This window comes from Tardiphaga sp. 20_F10_N6_6 (assembly GCF_052076045.1).
In the GTDB taxonomy this organism is placed as follows: Bacteria; Pseudomonadota; Alphaproteobacteria; order Rhizobiales; family Xanthobacteraceae; genus Tardiphaga; species Tardiphaga robiniae.
The window spans coordinates 1755794-1777026 of the sequence record NZ_CP197239.1; the positions used below are offsets into that span (position 1 = coordinate 1755794).

23 protein-coding genes are annotated in these 21233 nt (G+C 61.6%); 4 read left to right on the top strand and 19 right to left on the bottom strand.

All coding sequences use genetic code 11. The features are described 5' to 3' along the window. Nucleotides 1-44 precede the first annotated feature (44 nt). Nucleotides 45-317 carry a hypothetical protein gene (locus tag AB7813_RS08555; protein WP_089264763.1) on the top strand — a complete coding sequence of 91 codons (273 nt, stop codon included), beginning with the start codon at nt 45-47 and terminating at the stop codon, nt 315-317. A gap of 8 nt (nt 318-325) precedes the next feature. Here the strand turns inward: AB7813_RS08555 and AB7813_RS08560 are convergent, their stop codons facing one another. From AB7813_RS08560 to argE, 4 genes are read right to left on the bottom strand one after another with little or no spacing between them, the layout of a single operon-like run. Continuing rightward, nucleotides 326-934, bottom strand: coding sequence for a glutathione S-transferase (locus tag AB7813_RS08560; RefSeq protein ID WP_439064646.1), 609 nt, complete (start codon nt 932-934; stop codon nt 326-328). 8 nt (nt 935-942) lie between these two features. Beyond that, nucleotides 943-1368, bottom strand: coding sequence for a GlcG/HbpS family heme-binding protein (locus tag AB7813_RS08565; protein ID WP_439064246.1), 426 nt, complete (start codon nt 1366-1368; stop codon nt 943-945). Between the two features lie 48 nt (nt 1369-1416). Further along, a complete protein-coding gene (locus tag AB7813_RS08570; protein WP_439064247.1) occupies nt 1417-2427 on the bottom strand; it encodes an NAD(P)H-quinone oxidoreductase in 1011 nt (336 codons plus the stop codon). Beyond that, the gene (gene argE, locus AB7813_RS08575) at nt 2424-3602 is read right to left on the bottom strand and encodes an acetylornithine deacetylase (RefSeq protein WP_439064248.1); all 1179 of its coding nucleotides are present in this window, start codon (nt 3600-3602) and stop codon (nt 2424-2426) included. The genes AB7813_RS08570 and argE overlap by 4 nt, the downstream gene beginning before the upstream one ends. A 39-nt stretch (nt 3603-3641) precedes the next feature. Here argE and AB7813_RS08580 point away from each other — a divergent pair, with 39 nt between their 5' ends. After that, on the top strand, nt 3642-4295 hold the full coding sequence (locus tag AB7813_RS08580; protein WP_439064249.1) for a DUF1028 domain-containing protein: 654 nt from the start codon (nt 3642-3644) through the stop codon (nt 4293-4295). Between the two features lie 11 nt (nt 4296-4306). Here the strand turns inward: AB7813_RS08580 and AB7813_RS08585 are convergent, their stop codons facing one another. From AB7813_RS08585 to AB7813_RS08615, 7 genes are all read right to left on the bottom strand, one after another. Continuing rightward, nucleotides 4307-5455, bottom strand: coding sequence for an ABC transporter ATP-binding protein (locus tag AB7813_RS08585; RefSeq protein WP_439064250.1), 1149 nt, complete (start codon nt 5453-5455; stop codon nt 4307-4309). Then, complete coding sequence (locus AB7813_RS08590) at nt 5439-6254, bottom strand: ABC transporter permease (protein ID WP_439064251.1); 816 nt, start codon at nt 6252-6254, stop codon at nt 5439-5441. Before AB7813_RS08590 ends, AB7813_RS08585 begins: the two co-directional genes overlap by 17 nt. Next, on the bottom strand, nt 6251-7105 hold the full coding sequence (locus AB7813_RS08595) for an ABC transporter permease (RefSeq protein ID WP_439064252.1): 855 nt from the start codon (nt 7103-7105) through the stop codon (nt 6251-6253). The genes AB7813_RS08590 and AB7813_RS08595 overlap by 4 nt, the downstream gene beginning before the upstream one ends. A 78-nt stretch (nt 7106-7183) precedes the next feature. Beyond that, nucleotides 7184-8221, bottom strand: a complete 1038-nt coding sequence (locus AB7813_RS08600; RefSeq protein WP_439064253.1) for an ABC transporter substrate-binding protein — start codon at nt 8219-8221, stop codon at nt 7184-7186. Nucleotides 8222-8396: 175 nt separating this feature from the next. Then, nucleotides 8397-8807, bottom strand: a complete 411-nt coding sequence (locus AB7813_RS08605) for a RidA family protein (RefSeq protein ID WP_089264770.1) — start codon at nt 8805-8807, stop codon at nt 8397-8399. An 11-nt stretch (nt 8808-8818) separates the two neighbouring features. Beyond that, a complete protein-coding gene (locus tag AB7813_RS08610; protein WP_093762112.1) occupies nt 8819-9322 on the bottom strand; it encodes a flavin reductase family protein in 504 nt (167 codons plus the stop codon). Further along, entirely contained in the window at nt 9319-10779 is a 1461-nt protein-coding gene (locus AB7813_RS08615) for a 4-hydroxyphenylacetate 3-hydroxylase family protein (protein WP_089264772.1), read from the bottom strand. Before AB7813_RS08615 ends, AB7813_RS08610 begins: the two co-directional genes overlap by 4 nt. 91 nt (nt 10780-10870) lie before the next feature. Between AB7813_RS08615 and AB7813_RS08620 the strand changes: the two genes are divergently transcribed. Next, nucleotides 10871-11818, top strand: coding sequence for a LysR family transcriptional regulator (locus AB7813_RS08620; RefSeq protein ID WP_439064254.1), 948 nt, complete (start codon nt 10871-10873; stop codon nt 11816-11818). Here AB7813_RS08620 and AB7813_RS08625 read toward each other — a convergent pair. Next, the gene (locus tag AB7813_RS08625; protein ID WP_439064255.1) at nt 11786-12700 is read right to left on the bottom strand and encodes a 2-hydroxyacid dehydrogenase; all 915 of its coding nucleotides are present in this window, start codon (nt 12698-12700) and stop codon (nt 11786-11788) included. The genes AB7813_RS08620 and AB7813_RS08625 overlap by 33 nt on opposite strands. Before the next feature lie 11 nt (nt 12701-12711). Continuing rightward, on the bottom strand, nt 12712-13167 hold the full coding sequence (locus AB7813_RS08630) for a type II 3-dehydroquinate dehydratase (RefSeq protein WP_439064256.1): 456 nt from the start codon (nt 13165-13167) through the stop codon (nt 12712-12714). 912 nt (nt 13168-14079) lie between these two features. Between AB7813_RS08630 and AB7813_RS08635 the strand changes: the two genes are divergently transcribed. Then, nucleotides 14080-16047 (top strand): cache domain-containing protein, encoded by a 1968-nt coding sequence (locus AB7813_RS08635; RefSeq protein WP_439064257.1) that lies wholly within the window; start codon nt 14080-14082, stop codon nt 16045-16047. Nucleotides 16048-16061: 14 nt separating this feature from the next. Here the strand turns inward: AB7813_RS08635 and AB7813_RS08640 are convergent, their stop codons facing one another. The 6 genes from AB7813_RS08640 to soxY all read right to left on the bottom strand — a co-directional run bounded on the left by AB7813_RS08640 (nt 16062) and on the right by soxY (nt 21165). Further along, nucleotides 16062-16451, bottom strand: a complete 390-nt coding sequence (locus AB7813_RS08640) for a c-type cytochrome (RefSeq protein WP_184517989.1) — start codon at nt 16449-16451, stop codon at nt 16062-16064. A 71-nt stretch (nt 16452-16522) separates the two neighbouring features. Further along, entirely contained in the window at nt 16523-17224 is a 702-nt protein-coding gene (locus AB7813_RS08645) for a c-type cytochrome (RefSeq protein WP_439064258.1), read from the bottom strand. Further along, nucleotides 17208-18482: a sulfite dehydrogenase gene (soxC, locus tag AB7813_RS08650; protein WP_320444727.1), complete on the bottom strand. Its 1275-nt coding sequence runs from the start codon at nt 18480-18482 to the stop codon at nt 17208-17210. The genes AB7813_RS08645 and soxC overlap by 17 nt, the downstream gene beginning before the upstream one ends. 40 nt (nt 18483-18522) lie before the next feature. Continuing rightward, entirely contained in the window at nt 18523-20220 is a 1698-nt protein-coding gene (gene soxB, locus AB7813_RS08655; RefSeq protein WP_439064259.1) for a thiosulfohydrolase SoxB, read from the bottom strand. Nucleotides 20221-20322: 102 nt separating this feature from the next. Continuing rightward, nucleotides 20323-20652, bottom strand: coding sequence for a thiosulfate oxidation carrier complex protein SoxZ (gene soxZ, locus AB7813_RS08660; RefSeq protein ID WP_089264796.1), 330 nt, complete (start codon nt 20650-20652; stop codon nt 20323-20325). A 48-nt stretch (nt 20653-20700) separates the two neighbouring features. Further along, nucleotides 20701-21165 carry a thiosulfate oxidation carrier protein SoxY gene (gene soxY, locus AB7813_RS08665; protein WP_068732003.1) on the bottom strand — a complete coding sequence of 155 codons (465 nt, stop codon included), beginning with the start codon at nt 21163-21165 and terminating at the stop codon, nt 20701-20703. Between the last annotated feature and the right edge of the window lie 68 nt (nt 21166-21233).

Below are 21233 nucleotides of genomic sequence, written 5' to 3' on the forward strand. Positions count from 1 at the left end.
TAAGCACTGGCTGGCAGCGTAAGGTTTTTCGGCAGAATGCCCCGATGCCCGGTCAGAAAACCATTGCCATAGAGACGCTCAATCTGCTGCGCGCCTCAGAACCTCGTCCCAACGACAGCCACCTCAAGGCGGCGTCGATCGTCGCTTTTCCGCTCGGCCCCATCGAGGTCGAGCAAATTACGCCGCGGTTCTTCGCCTCCTTCGCCATCGAGAGCCTGCTGCGCTCGATCTGCTATCGCGAAGAACAGTGGTTGATCGAAGCCCGGCACAGCCATGCGATGCGGATGACGCTGAACTGGGTCGAGGCTGAAAGCTGACGACCAAATTACCTCTCGGCTGGAAACGTATCTCGCAGTGACGGCCGCTCCGACACGGCAGCGAACCAGTCGGCCAGCGCCGGGCGCGATCTGCGCCAGTCGAATGATGCGAAACGGAAATCCAGATAGCCGAGCGCACAGGCGATGGTGAGGCTGCCGATGCTGATGCGCGCGCCGAACACGGCAACGGTCTTTTCCATCTCATCCAGCGCCGCGGCGATCTTGATCATCTGACCATCGATCCATTCCACCGATCTGATCTCGTCGCTACGGCAGGTATTCTCATAGCGCGTCAGCAGCGCCGCATCGAGCAGGCCGTCTCCGAGCGCCTGTTCGGTGAGCACCCGCCAGCGCTCCGCGCCGCGCGGAAACAGCGAACCGTGTCCGAGGTCGTCGAGATATTCGCAGATCACCCGGCTGTCGAACAGCAGCGTGCCATCCGCCAGCTTCGCCGCCGGCACCTTGGCCAGCGGATTGAAACTTGCGATCCGCGCGTCCCGCTTGAGCGGATGCGCCGCACTCGGGAGCCGCACGATGCGATCGGCCAACCCCAGTTCGATGGCGCAGGCCATCACCTTGCGCACATAAGGCGATGTCGGCGCATAAAACAGTTCGATCTTGTTGCTCATGGCTTCTGATCCTCCGCGTCGATGGCTGCCAGCGCGGCACGCGCGACTTCGACATCCTGCGCGCCGGTGCCCGATCCAACGCCGACCGCGCCGACGCACTGGCCTGCAATCACGATGGGCAGTCCGCCTTCGAGATTGGTGAGGTGGCCGCCGCCTGCGATGGCCAACTTGATCTCGTCGGCGGGATTGAGCCGCGATGTCGGCTGCCGATGCGACGCGGCCGTAATGGCCTTGGACATCGATGTTTCCCGCGACAGCAATTTGGCGCCGTCCATCCGGACGAACGCCAGCAGATTGCCGCCGTCGTCGACGATCGTGATGTTCTGCGCCACGCCCAACTCTTCTGCCTTGGCGACGGCACCCGCCAGCGCTTTGAGCGCGCCTTCATGTGTCAGCTTGAGAGAGGGTTTAGTCGTCGCCATGGGACTGCTCCTGTATCGATATGCGGCCTTTGTGCTCGACATAGCCGCTCATGCGGCGGCGCCGGCTGGCAGCAGCAGCACTTTGCCGATGTTTTCATTGGCTTCCAGAATGCGGTGAGCTTGCGCTGCATCTCCGAGAGGCAACTGGCGCCAGATCAACGGCCTCACTACGCCGGATGCGACCAGCGACAGCACCTCGGCACGGAGCGCGGCAGCGACTGCGGTCTTCTCCTCGTCTGACTTCGGCCGCAGCGTCGACGACGTCAGATACAGCCCCTTCCGCATCACCAGACCGAGATCGATCGGCACCACGCCGCCTTCCATGAAGGACAGGCTGACATGCCGTCCGCCCGGCGCCAGCGCATCGAGATTGCGCGCCACATAAGAGCCGCCGACGATATCGAGCACGACATCGACACCGCGCCCCGCGGTGGCGTCGCGCGCTGCGACAACAAAGTCGTCGGTACGATAGTTGATGGCGATGGCGCCAAGCGCTTCCACCGCCTTCTTCTTTGCATCGCTGCCCACGGTCGCGATGGCCGTCGCGCCGCGCGCGATGGCCAAGCGGATCGCAATAGTGCCGATACCACTGGCACCGCCATGCACCAGCACGGTCTCGCTCTTCGACAACCGGCCGCGTTCGAACAGATTGTGCCAGACGGTGAAGAGTGCTTCGGGCAATGCCGCCGCCTGCTCCATCGTCAGCCCCTCGGGCACCGCAAGACAATGCGATGCCTTGGCGATGCAATAGCGCGCGTAACCGCCGCCCTTCACCAGGGCCATCACCGCCTGCCCCTGCAACGCGGCGTCGCCGCCGACCACGCGGCCAGCGACTTCGAGCCCGAGCACGTCAGTGACACCCGGCGGCAGCGGCACGGCACCGCTTCGCTGCATCAGGTCCGGGCGATTGACGCCGGCCGCGGCGACCTCGATCAGCACTTCGCCCGGGCCAGGCACAGGCACCGATCGTTCGACTTGCGTCAGAACGTCAGGACCGCCTGCTTGCGTCGCGATGATCGCCTGCATGGTCGACATGATCGTCGACGCTTCGTTCTTCATGATACGCGTATCCACTCTTCACTCGGCCGACGCAGCAAATCCGCCAGCCTGTCCATCATCACGTTTGCGGCTGCGAGTTCGTCGAAGCCGATCCACTCGTCGGCTTTGTGCCCGCGCGCCATATCGCCGGGTCCGCAGACCAGCGTCGGGATCCCCGCCTCTGCGTAGAGGCCGGCCTCAGTGCCGAAGGCGACTGTGGTTGCGGGTTGCGTATCGCCTGCCATTTCTGCGACCAGACGCGTCATGGAGGCATCGGCAGCAGTATCGAGCCCGGGATAGGCCGACAGTTCCTCGGAGACGATGTCAGCCTCCGGCGCACTGGCGCGCAGCCGATCACGCTCGCGCGCGACCACCTCATCGACCCGCGCAAGAATCTCGCCCGCGTCACGGCCTGGCATGGTGCGGATCTCGTATTCCAGCACGGCCCGTTCCGGCACCAGATTGACCATGCTGCCGCCATGCAGCGAGCCAACGTGAATGGTCGTGTATGGCGGATCGAATGCCGCATCGCCGCCGCGCGCGACTTCCTCATCAGCGAAGCCACGCAGCGCATGCGCGATCGCAACGCCCGCATCGACCGCATTGGCCGCACGATGCGGCATCGCCGAATGACCGGTGCGACCGGTGACCGTCAGGCGACGCGCGACCTTGCCCTTGTGCGCGCGAACGACGCGCATCGTGGTGGGCTCACCCACGATGGCGAGCACCGGTGGCACGACGGACTGCATGAGCGCACACACGAGATCGGGGGCACCGCGGCATCCGACTTCCTCGTCATAGGAAAACGCAAGATGCACGGGCGCGGCAGTTGCCGCGTCCTTCAACCGCGGCACGCTTGCGAGAACGACGGCGAGAAAGCCCTTCATGTCGGTCGCGCCGCGACCATAGACGCGCTCATCGCGGATCACGCCGGCGAATGGCGGCACGGTCCAGGCCTGCCCCTCCACCGGCACCACATCCGTATGCGCCGACAGGACCACACCGGGACGATCCACGGGACCGATAGTCGCGAGCAACGACGCCTTGCAGCCATCAGGCGACGGCACGCGGCGCGAAGACACGCCCGACGACGCAAGTATCCGCTCGATATACGCGATGATATCGAGATTCGAATTCGCACTTATACTTTCGATACTGATTAGCTCGCAAAGTATTTGAGCTATTTTCTCGATCATCTATACTACCAATACTTTTACGATTGCAGGAGCATCACGATGACCTATTCCATCTCGGCACGCTGTCCGGAGACCGGCGCGTTCGGCATTGCCATTACGTCGTCGAGCATTGGCGTGCCGGCGCGCTGCGCCTGGGTGGGACCGCTCGGCCTCGTGGTGTCGCAGAATGTCACTGATCCGTCGCTCGGCCCGACCGGCCTTGCACTGCTGCGTCAGGGCCTCGGCGCGGGTGCCGTCCTCAACAATCTCACGCTCGGCACGCCGCAGCCCGCATGGCGGCAGGTCGGTGTGATCGATCGCTACGGCCAGGTGGCGTGGCATTCCGGCGCGCAGGCGCTGCCGATCGTTGGCATTGCGCAGGGCAATGGTTGTCTCGCGATGGGCAATCTGCTGGTCGATGAAAAAGTCCCGAGCGTGATGATCGCAAAGTTCGAAGCTACGGCCGGACAGCCGCTGGCGGAGCGATTGCTGTCGGCGCTGGAAGCCGGCCTCGATGCCGGCGGCGAGACCGACGACGAACATGCGGCGGGCCTGCATGTCGCCCACATGTTTGACTGGCCGGTGGTCGACCTGCGTGTCGACTGGCACGACGCTCCGATCGGTGAACTCCGCGCGCTGTGGGAGCGCTACCGGCCGCAGCAGAAGGACTATGTCGCGCGCGCGATGAATCCGGGCGCTGCGCCGTCGTTCTAGACGCGACCGCCTCACGCCGCCTCACCCGGCGGAAACGCCACGATATCGTCGGAGCCGATGGTCAATCCGATCTCGGCTCCGACCGGACAGGACGACAGCGCCGCAATGCCCGGCGAACGCAGCAGGATGCGCTCGCCCGCACTGCCGGGCGCGTCGATATAGAGATCGACATGACCGCCTTGAAACACCTGCGTCGTCACGGTGCCGGGCAGCGATCCCGAAGCGCCGCGCGACGTGACGGCGAGATGCTCCGGCCGCACGAAGACATCCACGGCATCGCCGATCGAAAGCGCGGCAATCGGCGCCGCAGGAACGTCGGCGCTGATGTCGCCGACCGAAACGACCGCGACATCGCCGCGCTTCTCGACAAGGCGCCCGTTGAGGATATTGGCATCACCGACAAAGGACGCGACGAAGCGATCGGCCGGACGGCGATAGATATCGTCGGGTGCCGCGATCTGGCGGATGCGCCCGGCCGACATCACCGCGATACGATCCGACATCGACAGCGCCTCACCCTGATCATGCGTCACGAAGATCGTGGTGACGCCGAGCTCGCGCTGGATCTGCTTGAGCTCGACCTGCATCGAGCCGCGCAGATTCTTGTCGAGCGCCGAGAACGGCTCGTCGAGCAACAGCACCTTCGGCTTGATCACCAGGGCCCGCGCAAGCGCGACGCGCTGCTGCTGACCGCCTGACAGCTGTTTGGGCTTGCGGTCGGCAAAGCCTGACAGCTTGACCAGCGCCAGCGCCTCGTCGACGCGGCGCGCGATCTCCTTCTTTTCGACGCCACGGGTCTTCAATCCGTAAGCCACGTTCTTGGCGACGCTCATATGCGGGAACAGCGCGTAGTTCTGGAACACGATGCCGATCTCGCGCATATGCGCGGGCGTTTCGGTGACCAGATCGCCGTCGATGAAGATCTCGCCATTATCGGCTTCGAGGAAGCCGGCAACCAGATTGAGCAGCGTCGTCTTTCCGCAGCCGGATGGGCCCAGCAAGGTCATGAACTCGCTCGGCCGGATCTTCAGCCAGGCCTCATGCAGCGCCATGGAATCGCCGAAGCGCTTGGTGACGGCGTCGAGCTGCACCGCCGGACGGATCTTGTCGCTCGCCGCGGCTGGCGTGTGTGCCGTCATTGGATCAGTGCGCATCAACATTCAGGATTTTCCCGAGGCCCAGGAAGGAATTGGCGATCGTGAGCAAGGTTGCGGTCACGACGATGTAGATGACCGACAGCGCGGCCAGCGTGGGGTCCGCGAATTCGCGGACGTAGTTATACATGGCGACCGGTAGCGTCTGCGTGGCCTGGCTGCTGACGAACAAAGTCGCCGTGAATTCGTTGAAGGACAGGATCGCCGCGAACAGCCAGCCGCTGAGCAAGCCCGGAATCAGCAGCGGGATCGTCACCGTGAACAGGATCCGCAGCGGCGTGGCACCGAGACTGGACGCGGCCAGCTCCAGGCGCGTGTCGAGATTTTCCAGCGAGATGTAAGTGCTGCGCATCACGAAGGGCAACACCATCACCACATGGGCGAAGATGACGAGCGGAAAGCCGCGTCCAATGCCCGTCTGCGAGGCGAGGATGAGAATGCCAAGACCGACGGTGTAATGCGGGATGATCAGCGGAGACAGCAGAATGCCTTCAAGGAAATCCCTGAGCGCGAATTTATAGCGATGAATGGCAAAGGCAAAGGCCGATCCCACCATCACCGCGATGCTGGATGCCCAGACCGTCACGGTCAGGCCATTCCAGAATCCCTTCGCGAAATCGGCATAGGAGAAAGCGCGGTAGAACCAGCGCAGCGACCAGGACTGCGGCGGAAATTGCAGGATCGCACGATCGTTGAAGGCCGAAATTGCCACCACGACGCCAGGCAGCAGCACGAAGAGGAGAATGACGGCGACGAGGACGCGGCCCGACCAGCGCAGCGCGAGGGTTGCAGGTGAGCGCTTCATGTGGTGCCCGCCATACGTTCGAGCGGGCTCGCGGCTTTCTTCAGCAGCGCGATCACAGCCAACGACAATGCGAGGCCGATGATGGAGAGGCTGGCGGCAAAGGGGAAATTGAACGACGAGAAGCCAAGCTGATAGATCAGCGTCGACACCGTGGCGACGCGGCCACCGCCGATCAGCTGCGGCGTCGCAAAGGCACTGAAGGTCCAGGCAAAGGCGGTCGAGAAGCCGGCAACGATGCCGGGCATCGACAGCGGCAGCGTGATGGTCATGAAGATGCGGATCGGACCCGCGCCAAGACTTTCGGCCGCCTTCTCGTAATTGCGATCGATATGCGACAGCGCCGCGGCCAGCATGATGACCATGATCGGCATGGTCACATGCACCAGTGCCGCAATCACGCCGCCGGCGGTAAACATCATCTTCAACGGACGATCCACAAGGCCGAGCTTGAGCAGCAGCGTGTTCAGGAAGCCGTTATTGCCGAGCACGATCATCCAGGAATAGGTCCGCACCACCTCGCCGAGAAACAGCGGAGTGACCGACACGATCAGGATGAAGGAGCGTAGCGCGGAGCTGTTGGTGCGCGTCAACGCATAGGCTAGCGGATAGGCAAGAAGCAACGTGAACACCGCCGTTTCAAAACAGATCAGCACCGTGTTCCAGAACGCCAGGGCGTAAAGCGGCCGCAGCATGGCTTCGAAATTCGCCCAGGTGAATCCGCCGACTTCGAGCGTACCGGGAATATAGGCCCGCACGCTGTACTGAAACACAGCCAGCATCGCCGCGATCAAGCCCACGGCGACGAGGCCGGCCGGCGAGACGAACCATCCCAGAAATGGACGTGTGTTCATGGACAAACTCGAGGTGGGCGAACGTGACGTCATGGATCGCGACCCGGCGGTAGCAACCGGATCGCGATCTGAGCTCCTTTACGGAGCCATGATGTTCTCGGTGAACCACTTGCGCCAGGTACCGGTCTTCTCGGCACGCAGCTTGGCGTCGATCACCAGCGTCTGCTTCGCCCACTGATCCGCGGTCGTGAACACGCCCGGCAGTGCTGCGATCTCGGGCTTGACCTTGGCGTTGTCCACCACTGGGCTGCCCTTCTTCAGTTCGGCGATCTTCGCCTGCACGTCCGGATCGAGTGCGGTGTTGATGAACTTGTAGGCCAGCTCCGCCTTGGTCGAGCCCTTGGTGATGCCCATGGTATCGACGCCGAGTACGGCGCCTTCCTTCGGAATCGCCAGCTTGATCGGCACGCCCTGGGCCTGCATGTAATAGGCATTCATCGACAGCACGACCTGCACCGGAGTTTCGCCGGTGGCGAAGAGCTGCTGACTGTTGGCGTCATTGGTGTAGAACGCCTTGTAGTTCGGCTTCAGCGCCTTCATCTTGGCTTCGCCGACTTCCCAATTCGATGCATCGCCACCGGACAGCTTGGCTGCGACCACCATCACATGACTCGGATCGAAATCGGGCGATGAGATCATGCCCTTGAGCGCGGGATTCCACAGACCTTCCCAGCTCTCGAAGCTGACGCCCTTGGGCAACTGATCAGGCAGATAGCCGATGGTGTAGACATAGGCCCAGGCGCCGATGTGATACGGGCTGATCTTGGCCTGCTCAACCAGATGGCTCGCGTTCGGAATCTTCGCCATGTCGAGCTTTTCGAACAGATTGTCGTTGGCATAGAGCCAGCCGACATGGGCCGTCGTGAAGGTAACGTCGCTCTCGGGCTTGGCAGCGGCGAGCTTGGCCTGATTGAGGCGATCGATCGTGCCGCCGGTGATGTATTCGACCTTCACGCCGGTCTCGGCAGTGAACTTCTTGGCGATCGCTTCATCGATCAGATCGCGGAAACTTCCACCCCAGGTGCTGACTACCAGCTTCTCCTGGGCGGATGCCTGCCCGCCAATCGCGAGCGTCGACAGCAACATCAATGCAGTAAACTTCAAGGCGCGCTTCATCTCGAAACCTCACAAGGATTATGACGTAGAAAGAAAAGCAAACATCGTGCCAGACGATTGATAAATCTCAGGAATTTCCGCCGAACAGCCGCGTGCAACCGCACTCATCGATCATGCGAAGGATGAAGCCGCAAACGTCCGATTGATCTCTGTAGTGCCGGCGAAAAACGCGTCGTTACGCCGGAATTTCCGCGATGATGTCGATTTCCATCAAGTATTCAGGCTTGGCGAGGCCCTGAACGATAATCCCCGTCGAAACCGGATAGACGCCCTTCAGCCATTTGCCGACGACGCGATAGACCGGCTCGCGATAGGCGCGATCGGTGATGTAGATGACGATCTTCACCACGTCCTCAAGCTTGGAGCCTGCCTCTTCAAGCAGCACCTTGGCGCATGTCATGGCATTCTCGGTCTGCGCAGCGGCATCGCCGATACCGACGATCTTGCCGTCGAGATCCATCGCCGTCTGGCCGCGCACATAAACGGTGTTGTTGGCGCGAACGACCATGCAGACATCGTTGTCGAGCGACTGCTCGGGATAGGCTTCTTTGGTGTTGAACTTGCGAAAACGCTGATGGGTGGTCATGGAGCAGATCCTCAGGCGGCGAGACGACGAAATGTGCGATCGGAAAAGATCAAGGGCAGCGCAGCTTGGTTGCGAACGTTCAGCACCTCGCCCGCGACGATGCGATGCGAGCCGAAATCGAACACGCTGGCGACGCGGCAGTCGAAATTGCACAGCGCGCCATCGAGCGCAGGCGCGCCGGTCAGCAGTTCCGACCAGTCACCGGCAAGAAAACGGTTGTCGCGCAGTTCAGGGATCAACCCGGCGAAGCTGTTGGCAACACGCTCCTGCGTATCAGACAGAATGTTGGCGACGAACACGCCATTGGCCAGCAGCTTTTCGAGATGGCGATTGTCGCGGTGAACGCTGAACACAACCGATGGCGGCTCCATCGACAGTGAGCACAACGACGACACCGTGACGCCCGCGCGGCCCGCCTCGCCATCCGTTGTCACCACTGCCACGCCCGAGGCCGTCATCCGCATGGCGTCGCGGAAGATATCGACCTCGACCAAGGGATGCGCCGCAGCGCTCATGACTTCACCCCGTCGATACGGTCGGACAGCCCGGCCGACTTCTTCACGAAATCCAGCGGCCCGGCAAAGTCGAAGCTGTTATAGACCGCCGCCAGATGATTGAAGTGCGGTGCCTGCGCGAACTGCACGAAGGTCAGGCGATGACCGGCATAGTCTGAATTGAGCAGGTCGCGCGCAAAAGCGAGCAGCTTGCGGCGATCGTCGGCCTGCCACTGGTCATTCAGCGAATAGAACTTGTTGAGCCACTTGCCTGATCCCTCAGCCTCGAATGCATCGGCATTAGGGGTGATGCAGATCTGGCCGCCGCACAGTTCGCGCGCGATGTGCATCATCGCCGGAAGCTGCGAACAGGCGAACACGCGGCCGGCATAGAGCATCGACTGCTGCGGCATCAAAAGGCCGCCCGGGCTCTTCTCCGCCATGGCGATCGAGGCGGTGAGATGCGCATTGATGCCTTCGCGGTAGCAAACGAGATCGGCCAGCTTCTCGCGCACCGACTGCAGCTTGTCGAGACCGGTCTGCTTGGCGTTCCACATCGCCGCGCCGATCATCATGTCGGCGGTGTAGAGCAGACGCAGTACATAAGGGAATGCCGAATAGCGATGCAGCGTCGAACGCACGAACTGTGCAGCGCGGGTATGGCGATAGAAGAACACGTCTTCCCACGGGATCAGCACGTCGTCGAACACCACCAGCGCCTCGACCTCATCGAAGCGATTGGCGAGCGGATAATCCTTGGCGTTGGCGCTGCTGCGATTGGCGAAGCCACCGCGGCAGATGTGCTTGACGCCCGGCGCACCCATCTTGACGATGCAACCCACCGCGTAGTCTGAGAGTTTTTCATTGGCCCAGGCGCCGACAGTCGGCTTCAGATAGGCCTGATCGGCATAGGCCGCAGCGGTCTCGTATTTCGCGCCGCGAATGATGATACCGGCATCGGTCTCGCGGGTGACGTGCACCATCAGGTCGGGATCCTGCTGCTGCGGCGGCAGCGAGCGGTCGCCCTTCGGATCGGTATTGGCCGAGACGTGGAAGATGTCCTTCTCGATCACGGCACGGATGTGATGATCGATATTGGCGGCGAAGCGCGGATCGATCTCGGCCAGCACGTCGCGCCCGTCGGTGAGCGACCACATCTCGCCGATGGTCTCGTCGCCGACGCGGGTGACCACGCCGCCGATATCCTTCATCACGTGATCGACGGCCTTGATCTTGTCGTGCCAGTCCTTCTGCTCCGTCGGCGGCTTGTAGAAGACCGAATGTGTCTCGTTGTCTTCAACGTAAGTAAGGTCGGCGGCGTAACGCTCTTCACGCGCCATGTCATACATCCGGGCCTTGACGTCGATGATCGGCTTCAGCGCCGGGTGCGTGGTCACGTCCTTGACGCGCTCGCCATCGATCCAGACCTCGCGACCATCGCGAATGCCCTGTTTGTATTCTTCACCCGTGCGGATCATTGATCGGCTCCTGTTCGACTGGACGACAGGGTGCCGAAGGGCCTATCATAAAGAAAATATTTTTATCTTTGGAGTTGCATAGGAAAACGCGATGAGGTTTTCACTCCGGGCCCTGCGTTACGTGGTTGAGACAGCCGATGCGGGGAGCGTAACGGAGGCGGCCAAGCGCTTGAACGTGTCGCAGCCCTCGATTTCGGCCGCCGTCAGCCAGCTGGAAGCCGAACTCGGCGTCCAGATCTTCGTTCGCCATCTCGCCAAAGGCGTGACGCTCTCCCCCGCCGGCCAGCGGCTGGTGAACGACGCGCGGCTGCTGCTCGCGCATGCGCGCGATTTTGCCCAGGGCGCCCAGTCGCTTGGCTGCACCCTGCACGGCGAGATCGTGGTCGGCAGCTTCTCGACCCTCGCCACACGCTTCATGCCGGGGCTGCTGTCCGGCTTTCGCGAACGGCAGCCGGGCATCTCGGTAAAACTTGAGGAAGGCGACCAGCAGGAGATCATCGATGGGCTGGTCTCTGGACGGACCGAACTCGCGCTGTCCTATTCCTTTGCCGTCCCTGACGAGATCGTCGGTGAGAAATTCTGCGAGCTGCCGCCCTATATCGTGCTGTCGGCGGATCACCCTCTGGCAAACCGGTCGTCGATCAGCCTGACCGAAATGCGCGACGAGCCGTTCATCCTGCTGGACCTGCCGCATTCGCGCGACTACTTCGCCAGCCTGTTTACAGCATCCGGTATCGAGCCGCGCATTTCCTTCCGGACCCGATCATTCGAGCTGATCCGCGGACTGATCGGAAATGGCCAGGGATACTCGATCCACAATGCCGTGCCGCGCACCACCATCGGCTATGATGGCAGCCGAGTCGCCGTGGTGCCGATCACCGAAAAACTGCCGCCAACGCATGTGATGGCGCTGCGTCTGAAACGCCACGCACTGCGGCCGGCGGTACAGACATTCGCCGACTACGCGCGCGACGCCTTTGCTGTTGGCGGCCAATTCGCGCCGGGCTCAATAGCCCCGGCGCGGATCGACGCGGCTTAGCAGCTCCTGCCCGGACCGCAGCCGGCGTACATTCTCGCCGATCTGCTGTGCCGCGGAACCCGGCAGCGCCACCGATGCGAGATGCGGCGTGATCAGAACATTGTCCATCGCCCAGAGCGGACTTTCGGGCGACAGTGGCTCGGAGGCAAACACATCCAGCGTGGCCTCCGCGATATGGCCCGAACGCAGCGCCTCGATCAGCGCCGGCTCATCGACGATGCTGCCGCGCGAGACATTGATGAAGACCGCGCCACGCTTCATCTGCGCCAGGCGCTCGATGTTCAGCAGCCCGCGCGTCTGTGGCGTCTGCGGCAGCATGCAGACGAGAATGTCGCTATCGCCCAGGATATCCGGCAACGCGGACAGGCCGGCCGATGTCTCGATGCCCTCCACCGACTTCAGCGTGTTGGACCAGCCGCGCACGCGATAGCCTTGCCGGGCGCATTCGAGCGCCGCTGTCAGTCCGAGTTCGCCGAGGCCGAGTACGCCGACCGTGATGGTCTCTGGATCGCGTGGATGAATATAGTGCCAGCGGTGCTCACGCTGCGCCCGCTCGAACGCGGGGATGTCCCGTGCGTGCCGCATCACCGCGAACAACACGTAGCCAGCCATCATCCGCGCCATTTTCGGATCGGACAGGCGCGTGATCGGAACCTCCGGCAGGTCGTCACGCCCGACCAGCGCGTCAACGCCGGCGCCGAGATTGACGACGAGCCCGAGATTGGGAAAGCGCGCAAAGAAGCCATGCGGCGGCTTCCAGACAAGTGCCTGCCGCACGCTGGCGAGGTCAGCGATATCGTCAGCCTGACGAAGATCGATCCCCTCCGCGGCCAGCGCCGCACGCCACGTTTTGAAGTCATCGAGGACGCTGTAGAATGCCATCACCTCCGACGTCATTGCGCGGCCTTTTCGGCGATCAGGCGCGATACGGCAGTCAGCGCCAGTTCGTAGCCGAGCGCGCCGAGCCCGGCGATGACTCCCGTTGCAGCACGCGACACATAGGAGTGATGGCGAAACGGCTCTCGCTTCCAGATATTACTCATATGCGCCTCGATTATCGGCCCCTCGAAAGCGAGCAACGCATCGAGGATCGGTACCGACGAGTAAGTGAGACCGGCGGCATTGATGACGATCCCCTCGGCCCTCTCCCTCGCCTCCTGAATCCAGTCAACCAGGACGCCCTCGTGGTTGGATTGGCGGAAGTCGACCGTCAAGCCGAGCGAAACTGCATGGTCCTCGCAGCGCTTCTTGATCGAGACGAAACTTTCGCGGCCATAGGTGCCGCTTTTGTCCAGCCCATAAAGATTAGCATTGGGACCATTGAGGAAATAGACAACTGGAGACGTCATGGTCGCGCTTTCATCTGTCTGGAGGGCAATCGGGTATTCTTGAGAGGCAAGACCGACCCGGGAGAAAACACCAACGAACGAGTGACGTCGGATGATCCCAGATGCTCATCCCTTCGCCAACAGGGCGCATGCAGCTACGCATCGATGCAGCGCACCCGCAAATTGAACCTTAGAGAGACCTGCCTCATTGCAGAAATCAAAAGAACCTATGCGGTTCGACGGATTTCAGTATGGTTCAGAGGTTGCTCTTGCCGTAGGTGAAAAGCCCGGAAGCGGCGCCGTACGTCGCCCGGTAAAAATATGCAAGCCGATCAATTGAAGAAAACCGGCCGAAAAAATCGGTCCGGATGACATGCGGTGCCCGGTCGGCATCCGGCTAGAGCGTTTTCGAGCGAACTCGGTTCTGCTTCGATCAGAACCGAAAAGGCTCTAGTGCATTGGCGCGTGTTTCAAGGAATCCCTGATTTCGCGCCAGATGTTCACACCCCAATTTCTCGCTCTTTGGGTCAACACGTTTTTCAAGATTCACTCCCGCTACTGCCCTATCTCTTTATTGCGGCGAGCAAGAGTTGTGCCAACAGCAGTACTAAGAGAGCGGCGGCGGATGTAAACTAACGTGGCAGCGCGCCTCCTCCAGTGGCCTGCATTCTATTCATTATCCAGCATACCGCGGCACTGAGCGGCACCGTTCAAATTATAGCTGCTTGGCCTTTTCGATCACGCTCGTCGTCTGACTGCGCGAGGGTGGAACGCCGTTGCCATCGCCGTAAGCGGCCCCTTTGCGCGGGCCGCCGCGACGAATCTGCAAGCATCTGACAGCTCGACTGTATTTTAACCTATTCAATCTACAGTTGATCAAAGATTCGTCAGAAGTTGAGTAGTTCGGCGCGACGCCGCCAGACGGAACAAGACATGCTTGCAAATCTGAGCCTGAAGGCCCGCATTACAGCAGCACTTGCAGTGTCTGCGGCAGCAACCGCCCTCGCCGTGCTTTTCGGGGCCATGTGGATCATCGGTGGCATCGTCGATCGGGCCGATCGCAGTGAACTGCAAAGCAACTACGATGCCCTGCAGTCGCGATTGATGCAGGAATCCCGCCGGGCGGCGGCCATGAGCGCCGTGGTAGCAACCATTCCGGCGGTGCAGGACGCGGTCGCACGTAACGATCGTGACGCGCTGTTGCAGTTGTTCGGACCGGGCTTCGCCCAGCTCAAGTCGGACTACGGCGTCGACCAATTTCAGTTCCATACGCCATCGGGATTGTCCCAGTTCCGGGTGCATCAGCCTGCCAAGTTCGGCGATGATCTGACCGGCTTCCGCAAGACCGTGGTCGTGGCCAATTCGACAATGAAACCCGTTGTCGGCCTGGAAGGCGGCGTCGCCGGCCTCGGCATTCGCGGCGTCGTGCCGGTTGCACAGAAAGGCAAACATCTCGGCACTGTCGAGTTCGGGTTGACGTTCGGACAGGGCTTCTTCGACGAGTTCAAGCGCGCGCGCAGCGTCGACGTCGCGTTCTATCTCGCAGGGAATGACGGCTTCAAAACCTTCGGCGGTACGCTGGGCAGCACGAGTTTCTTCGATGCCGACGCCTATCGCAACGCCACGAACGGCAGTTTCATCGTCCGGCAGGGCGAGATGAAGACGACACCCGTGGTCGCCCTGCTGGGACCAATCAAGGACTTCTCCGGTCAATCCATCGGCGCCGTCGAGATCGTCATGGACAACAGCGAATATGCGGCGTCCATCGCGCACGCGCGTCTGCTGGCCGCCAGTATCGCAGCGATCTGTCTGGTGCTAGCTGCCGCCGGGGGCCTTCTGATTGCCCGCGGCATTTCGCGACCAATTCTTGCCATCACGCAGGCGATGCGCGAACTCGCCGAAGGAAATCTGTCGGTCGCCCTGCCGCAACATCGCGGCAAGGACGAAGTCGGCCAGATGGCGCAGGCGGTCGAGGTCTTCAAGCAGAACGCAATCCGGGTCAGTCACTTTCAGGCCGACCAGGATGCGAGCGCTGCACGCGCCGAGCAGGAAAAACGTGCGATCTTCGCCTCGCTCGCCGACAGCTTCGAGGGCAATGTCCGCAAGGTCGTCGACCACGTCTCATCGGCTGCGGCAGACATGCAGAACACGGCGCAGTCGATGTCGTCAGTGGTCGAACAGTGCCGAATCCAGTCCAACGAAGTTTCCGATGCGTCATTGTCGGCGACCGACAATGTGCAGACCGTCGCTGCAGCGTCGGAAGAGCTGTCGTCCTCGATCGGCGAGATCAACCGGCAACTGGCGCAATCTTCCGCTGCGGTCGGAAAGGCCGCCGACAGCGGACGGCGCTCCAATGCGCGCATGCAGAGTCTGGCCGCAGCGGCCCAGAAGATCGGCGAGGTCGTCGCCTTGATCAATCACATCGCCAGCCAGACCAATCTCCTGGCGCTGAATGCCACCATCGAGTCGGCGCGCGCCGGCGAGGCTGGCAAGGGATTTGCGGTCGTGGCGGGTGAAGTCAAATCGCTGGCGACCCAGACCGCCAAGGCCACCGAGGAAATCCGCGCCCAGATCGCGTCAATCCAGGGCGAGACCAACGCCGCGGTGGAGGAGATCCAGGCGGTCTGCGCCACCATCGACGAGGTCGACAAAATCTCGTCGGCTATTGCCGCAGCTATTGAAGAACAGGGTGCTGCAACCCAGGAGATTGCCCGCAATGTCAATCAAGCAGCGGCGCGTACCGACGACGTGTCTCGCAACATCTCCAGCGTGACGTCGGGCATCTCCACGACCGGCTCTGCGGCGCAGGAGGTGCTGGGCTCGGCAACAAAACTCGCATCGCAATCGGAAGTGCTGCGCAACGAAGTCGACCGCTTCCTGGCGAGCATCAGGGCCGCGTAAGAAGCGACAGCGCTTTAGCCGCCCTTCTTGCCGTCCGCCGCGAACTGCTTCAGGAACGCGGTGAGATCCTTGATCTCCTGCTCGTTCTTGATGCCGGCAAAGCTCATCTTGGTGCCGGGGATCTTGCCCTTCGGGTCCTTGATGTAGTCGGTGAACACCTGCTCATCCCAGGTCAGGCCGGAATTCCTGTTGGCGTCGGAATAATTGTAGCCCGCGACAGTGCCGGATTTGCGCCCGAACAACCCGTTCAGGATCGGCCCCACGGTGTTCTTCGCGGTCTCGCCGACCTGATGACAGGCGCGGCACTTGTTGAAGGACTTCTCCCCCGCTGCAACATCCTGCGCCATGGCATCGGTTGTTATCAGTGCGAGTGACAAAGCGAGCAGCGAAAAGCGGAACGTCATCCTGGTCAAACCTCGATTGTGGTGATTGTCATGGCGGGCAAGCGATGGCAACAACGCGCGTCGCCGTCGCACTATTCGACCTTGGGGCCGGACTTGCTGTCAGGCGTGACGTCGATTGCCATGGCCCGCCCGATCACCTTCGGTGCCGGCCGGCAATCCTTCATGCACGGGTTCTTGTTCCAGAACTGCTTCTCGGACGTCTCGCGGTCGTCCTCGAAAAATGCTGCAGCATTCGGCATCTTGATCGACGTAAAATTCTTCTCGTTGAGTTCGAATGTCTCGTCCTTGACGATATCGTTCATGCTGAGGATGTAAGCCGTCAGCGCATAGACCTCGTCATTGGTCAGCGACTGCGCATTACCATAGGGCATCGCGCGCTTGATGTAGTCGAACACGGTGGACAGATCGGGCCAGAACGAGCCGACAGTCTTGTCCGGCCGGTCCGCCTTCAACGTCCCGGCGCCGCCGGCAAGCACCGGCCATCGACCGACGCCCTGTCCGAATTCGCCGTGACAGGACGCGCACTTTTCCTGAAACAAATCGTCGCCCTGCTTCACGGTGCCCTTGCCCACCGGAAGACCGCGCCCGTCCGGCCGCACGTCGGTGTCCCACGCGGCGATTTCTTCAGCCGTGGCCGCCCGCCCCAGCCCGAGCTTCGCGGCGGGCTTGGTAGCGTCGCGGCCCGCCATCTGCTGGGCAGCGCTTGGCGCACTCGTGCCGCCGAGCAGACATGCCGCCAGCATTAGTGTCAGGGCATTAGCCGATTTCGACATTTTCAGTCTCCCCGCCCGAACGCACCAGCCAGGTCTGAATGCCGTTATTATGGTAGATCGAATTGACGCCGCGCACCTTGCGCAGATCGTCCTTCGACGGCTGCACATAGCCGGTGGAGTCGATGGCGCGGGACTGGATCATCAGCTCCTGTCCGGTCCAGTCGAAATCCACGTAGAAGCGCACGACGGATTTGTCGAAGACCGGGCCGTCGATGCGCGCAGTCTGCCAGTTGCGGCCGCCATCCATCGAAACATCAACGCGCTTCACGGTGCCGCGCCCGGACCACGCGAGCCCGCTCAGCACATTGCGGCCCTTGTGCTTCAATGGCGCCTGCGGCGACGGATTGGTCACCACCGATTTCGCATCCATCACGAATGTATGCTTGCGGGAATTTCCATCGGCCAGCAGATCCGTATATTTCGACGTCTCCTCGCGGGTCTGCCACGGCTGATCGCCAGCCTCGATGCGGCGCAACCACTTGACCCACAGATTGCCTTCCCAGCCGGGAATGACGGCGCGTAGCGGATAGCCCTGCTCGGGACGTAGCGCCTCGCCGTTCATCGCGAAAGCGATCATGACATCGTTCAGCGCCTTCTCGATCGGCAGCGAGCGGTTCATGCCGGCAGAGTCTGCACCCTCCAGCATCAGCCACTTGGCATTCGGCTTCAGCCCGGCCTCATCCAGCAACACTTTCAGCGGCACGCCGGTATACATCACGTTGTGGATCATGCCGTGCGTGAACTGACAGCCATTGAGCTGACTGCCGCGCCATTCCATGCCGGAATTGGCCGCGCATTCGAGGAAGTACACCTTGTTAACGCGCGGCATCCGCTTGATGTCGTCCATGGTGAACACCAGCGGCTTGTCGACCAGCCCGTTGATCATCAGCCGGTGATCCGCCGGATTGATCTCGGCCACACCGCCGTGATGCCGCTCGAAGCACAGGCCGGACGGCGTGATGATGCCGTCGAGGTCGTGCAGTGGCGTGAAATTGACCGAGGACTCCGCCGACGCGGTGAGCCACGGAACATCGCGCCGGATCACGTTCTTCTCGAACTTCGAGGGCACGCCGTAAGGATGTTTATCGACGCCATCGCCGAGATAGCGCTGCCAGTCCTGCACATCCGTAATGAGTGCTTCGGATTTTGCCGTCTCACCTGCGAGCGCCGGAATCGCCGAAAGTGCTGCACCGGCCAGACCCGCTGCGCCGAGAAAGCGACGGCGATTGAGCGTTTCGGTTGAGGTTCGATCAGTCATGCGACCAGCTTTCGTATCTCTGCAATGCAGGGGCCTGCGATCAGGAACCGGTCACCTTGACGGCGGTGTTGGGTTCGATCTTCACGGTCGACACCTTCGCGACATGCGCCGCGACCACGTCCCAGATCGGCGGCCCCTGGGTGTTCTCATTGATGCTGGCCCAGCCCGAGACCGTGTAGGTCTTGCTGGCTTCGATCGGCTTGCCGGACTTCAGATGAGTCATCCCGGAAATGCGCGAACCCATCGGTTTGGAAATATCGATCGCGTAGCCCATGCCGCCCATGCGCACCATGTCGCCACCGCCCTGGAAATAAGGATCGGGGTGGAAGATATTGTCGGCAACGTCCTCCAGCACTTCCTTGATCTGCGTGCCGGTCATCTGGTTGCGATAACAGTTCGGATAGGTGATCGCGGTGGCGTTGGTGATCTGCTCCCAGGTGATCGCATCACCGGGGATCAGCGTGCCGCCCCAGCGGAAGCCGGGCGACAGCACGATCTCCGCATCGCGCTCGGACATCATCGCGTTGCAGATCAGATCGTCGAAAGTGCCGTTGAAATTGCCGCGGCGATACAGCAGCGAATCCGTCTTGCCGATCTCGCGCGCCAGATCCCCCGCGAAAGGTGCCCTCACCTTTTCCACCAGCGCGGTCATTGCCGGATCGGGTTTGATGGCATCGGAGAAGACCGGCATCAGCTTGAAGCGGATATCCGCAACTTTCTTGTCCTTCACCTCGATATCGAGACGCGACACGAACTTGCCGTGCGAGCCGGTGGCGACGAGCACCGTATTGCCGACCTTGATCAGGCCTGGCATCGCGTCATGGGTGTGCGCCGTCAGGATGACATCGAGCCCCTTCACGCGGCCGGCCAGCTTGCGGTCGACATCGAAGCCGTTATGCGACAGCAGCACCACAATGGACGCACCGACAGCGCGGGCTTCATCCACCTGCTTCTGGATGTCCTCTTCGCGAATGCCGAATTCCCAGTTCGGAAACATCCAGCGCGGATTGGCGACGGCCGTGCGCGGCAATGCCTGACCGATCACGGCAATGGTGGCGCCGCCGCGCTCGAACATCTTGCGCGCCTCGAACACCGGCTCCTGCCATTCGTTGTCGCGAATGTTCTGCGCGAGGAAAGCGAAAGGCGCGCTATCGGCGATCTGCTTGACGCGCTCGGCGCCATAGGTGAATTCCCAGTGCCCGACCATGGCGTCGAGCTTCAGCGCCGACATCACATCGACCATGTCCTGCGCCTTGGTCTGCAGTGACGTCCAGCTGCCCTGCCAGCTATCGCCACCATCCAGCAGCAGCACCTTGTCGTCGCCGCGCTCGGCGCGCACGGCGCCGATCAATGTCGCGATACGGTCCATGCCGCCCATGCGGCCATAGTTCTTCGCAAGCGCAACGAAGTCATCGGCGGTCAGCGCGAAGGCATCGGCGGAACCGGCTGCAATCTTGAAGTAGTTGCGAAACTCGGCATCCGTGAGATGTGGCGGCATGCCTTTCACTTCGCCGACGCCGAGATTCACCGACGGCTCGCGGAAGTGCAGCGGCATCAGCTGCGCGTGTGTATCGGCAACATAGAGGATCGTCACCGTGCCCAGCGGATCGAACCGCAGAATATCGGCCTGTGTCAGGCGCTGCTGTGCCGCAGCCCGACCGAGCGGACCAAGGCCGCTTCCGATCGTCAGCGCAGACGCAGCCGCCGTCGCTTGCAGGAAATCCCGCCTCGATATCATGATCCACCTATGATCCCTTCCGCTATGGAAGGGTGAATGTTCAGAAGAACGTCAGATCCAGAATCTTCAATTCAGGATCTGCAATACAAAGTCTGCAATCCGTCAGGCCACGGTCAGCTTGTTGGTCGCGACATAGTCGGAGCCGTCGTCATCCTTCCAGGTGAAGGTGAATTCGCCGGACTCGGCAGCCTTATAGAAAAACGACTGATAGGGATTGGCCGAGATGGCGGGATTCCAGTCGGCCTCGAACACCGTCTTGCCGTTGAAGGCTGCGGTGAACTTGTTGATGATCTTGCGCGGCACGACCTTGCCGGCCGCATCCTTGCGCTGGCCGGATTCCATTTCGTGAGAGATCAGCGTCTTGATCTCGATCAGTTCGCCCGGCTTGGCCTGGGTCGGAACGCGAACGCGCGGGGTTGGTTTGGTTGCCATGGGAAAGTCCTCGCCTGATAAATCTGTTCTGTGAACGAAGCCGCGCGACTAGCCGCCGCAGCCGCCGATCGTGACTTTCACATTGGCCTTCGCCATGTGCAGCTTGCCGTTGGACATTTCGGCGATGCAGACGATGTTCTGGGTTTCCGCAAGGCGCATGCGCGTCGAGGCCGAGGCCTTGCCACAGGCAGGCGTGAACCGGTAGCTGACGACGGCCGGCAACGGATTGCCTTCGGCGAACACATGCACCGACTTGACGTAGTCGGCATCGGTCATCGGGCTTTCGATATCGACATTGACCGGGACCACGAGGCCGTTCTCGGCGATCTCGGGCACGTCGAGCTTGATCTTGCCGCTTTCGAATTTCTTGTCGCCATACAGCTTCTTGATTTCGGCGGCGACGGCCTGTTCATCGGCCAACGATAGTCTGGGAGCAAGGATTGCTGCGAGACCGGCGATCGCGGCCATGGCCAGCGTTTCGCGACGGGTCTTCTCGACCGACTTCAAAATCATGAGTGCTTCCTCCTGCGGGATTTGAGCAATCCCTTTACAATAGTATCGCTTGACGATTCCAAGTCTGA

Excerpts from the sequence above, each read along its gene's own strand:
- AB7813_RS08555 (WP_089264763.1), top strand. The coding sequence starts at position 45 with ATGCCCGGTCAGAAAACCATTGCCATAGAGACGCTCAATCTGCTGCGC.
- AB7813_RS08565 (WP_439064246.1), bottom strand. The coding sequence starts at position 1,368 with ATGGCGACGACTAAACCCTCTCTCAAGCTGACACATGAAGGCGCGCTC.
- AB7813_RS08570 (WP_439064247.1), bottom strand. The coding sequence starts at position 2,427 with ATGAAGAACGAAGCGTCGACGATCATGTCGACCATGCAGGCGATCATC.
- argE (WP_439064248.1), bottom strand. The coding sequence starts at position 3,602 with ATGATCGAGAAAATAGCTCAAATACTTTGCGAGCTAATCAGTATCGAA.
- AB7813_RS08580 (WP_439064249.1), top strand. The coding sequence starts at position 3,642 with ATGACCTATTCCATCTCGGCACGCTGTCCGGAGACCGGCGCGTTCGGC.
- AB7813_RS08585 (WP_439064250.1), bottom strand. The coding sequence starts at position 5,455 with ATGTTGATGCGCACTGATCCAATGACGGCACACACGCCAGCCGCGGCG.
- AB7813_RS08590 (WP_439064251.1), bottom strand. The coding sequence starts at position 6,254 with ATGAAGCGCTCACCTGCAACCCTCGCGCTGCGCTGGTCGGGCCGCGTC.
- AB7813_RS08595 (WP_439064252.1), bottom strand. The coding sequence starts at position 7,105 with ATGAACACACGTCCATTTCTGGGATGGTTCGTCTCGCCGGCCGGCCTC.
- AB7813_RS08600 (WP_439064253.1), bottom strand. The coding sequence starts at position 8,221 with ATGAAGCGCGCCTTGAAGTTTACTGCATTGATGTTGCTGTCGACGCTC.
- AB7813_RS08605 (WP_089264770.1), bottom strand. The coding sequence starts at position 8,807 with ATGACCACCCATCAGCGTTTTCGCAAGTTCAACACCAAAGAAGCCTAT.
- AB7813_RS08610 (WP_093762112.1), bottom strand. The coding sequence starts at position 9,322 with ATGAGCGCTGCGGCGCATCCCTTGGTCGAGGTCGATATCTTCCGCGAC.
- AB7813_RS08615 (WP_089264772.1), bottom strand. The coding sequence starts at position 10,779 with ATGATCCGCACGGGTGAAGAATACAAACAGGGCATTCGCGATGGTCGC.
- AB7813_RS08620 (WP_439064254.1), top strand. The coding sequence starts at position 10,871 with ATGAGGTTTTCACTCCGGGCCCTGCGTTACGTGGTTGAGACAGCCGAT.
- AB7813_RS08625 (WP_439064255.1), bottom strand. The coding sequence starts at position 12,700 with ATGGCATTCTACAGCGTCCTCGATGACTTCAAAACGTGGCGTGCGGCG.
- AB7813_RS08630 (WP_439064256.1), bottom strand. The coding sequence starts at position 13,167 with ATGACGTCTCCAGTTGTCTATTTCCTCAATGGTCCCAATGCTAATCTT.
- AB7813_RS08635 (WP_439064257.1), top strand. The coding sequence starts at position 14,080 with ATGCTTGCAAATCTGAGCCTGAAGGCCCGCATTACAGCAGCACTTGCA.
- AB7813_RS08640 (WP_184517989.1), bottom strand. The coding sequence starts at position 16,451 with ATGACGTTCCGCTTTTCGCTGCTCGCTTTGTCACTCGCACTGATAACA.
- AB7813_RS08645 (WP_439064258.1), bottom strand. The coding sequence starts at position 17,224 with ATGTCGAAATCGGCTAATGCCCTGACACTAATGCTGGCGGCATGTCTG.
- soxC (WP_320444727.1), bottom strand. The coding sequence starts at position 18,482 with ATGACTGATCGAACCTCAACCGAAACGCTCAATCGCCGTCGCTTTCTC.
- soxB (WP_439064259.1), bottom strand. The coding sequence starts at position 20,220 with ATGATATCGAGGCGGGATTTCCTGCAAGCGACGGCGGCTGCGTCTGCG.
- soxZ (WP_089264796.1), bottom strand. The coding sequence starts at position 20,652 with ATGGCAACCAAACCAACCCCGCGCGTTCGCGTTCCGACCCAGGCCAAG.
- soxY (WP_068732003.1), bottom strand. The coding sequence starts at position 21,165 with ATGATTTTGAAGTCGGTCGAGAAGACCCGTCGCGAAACGCTGGCCATG.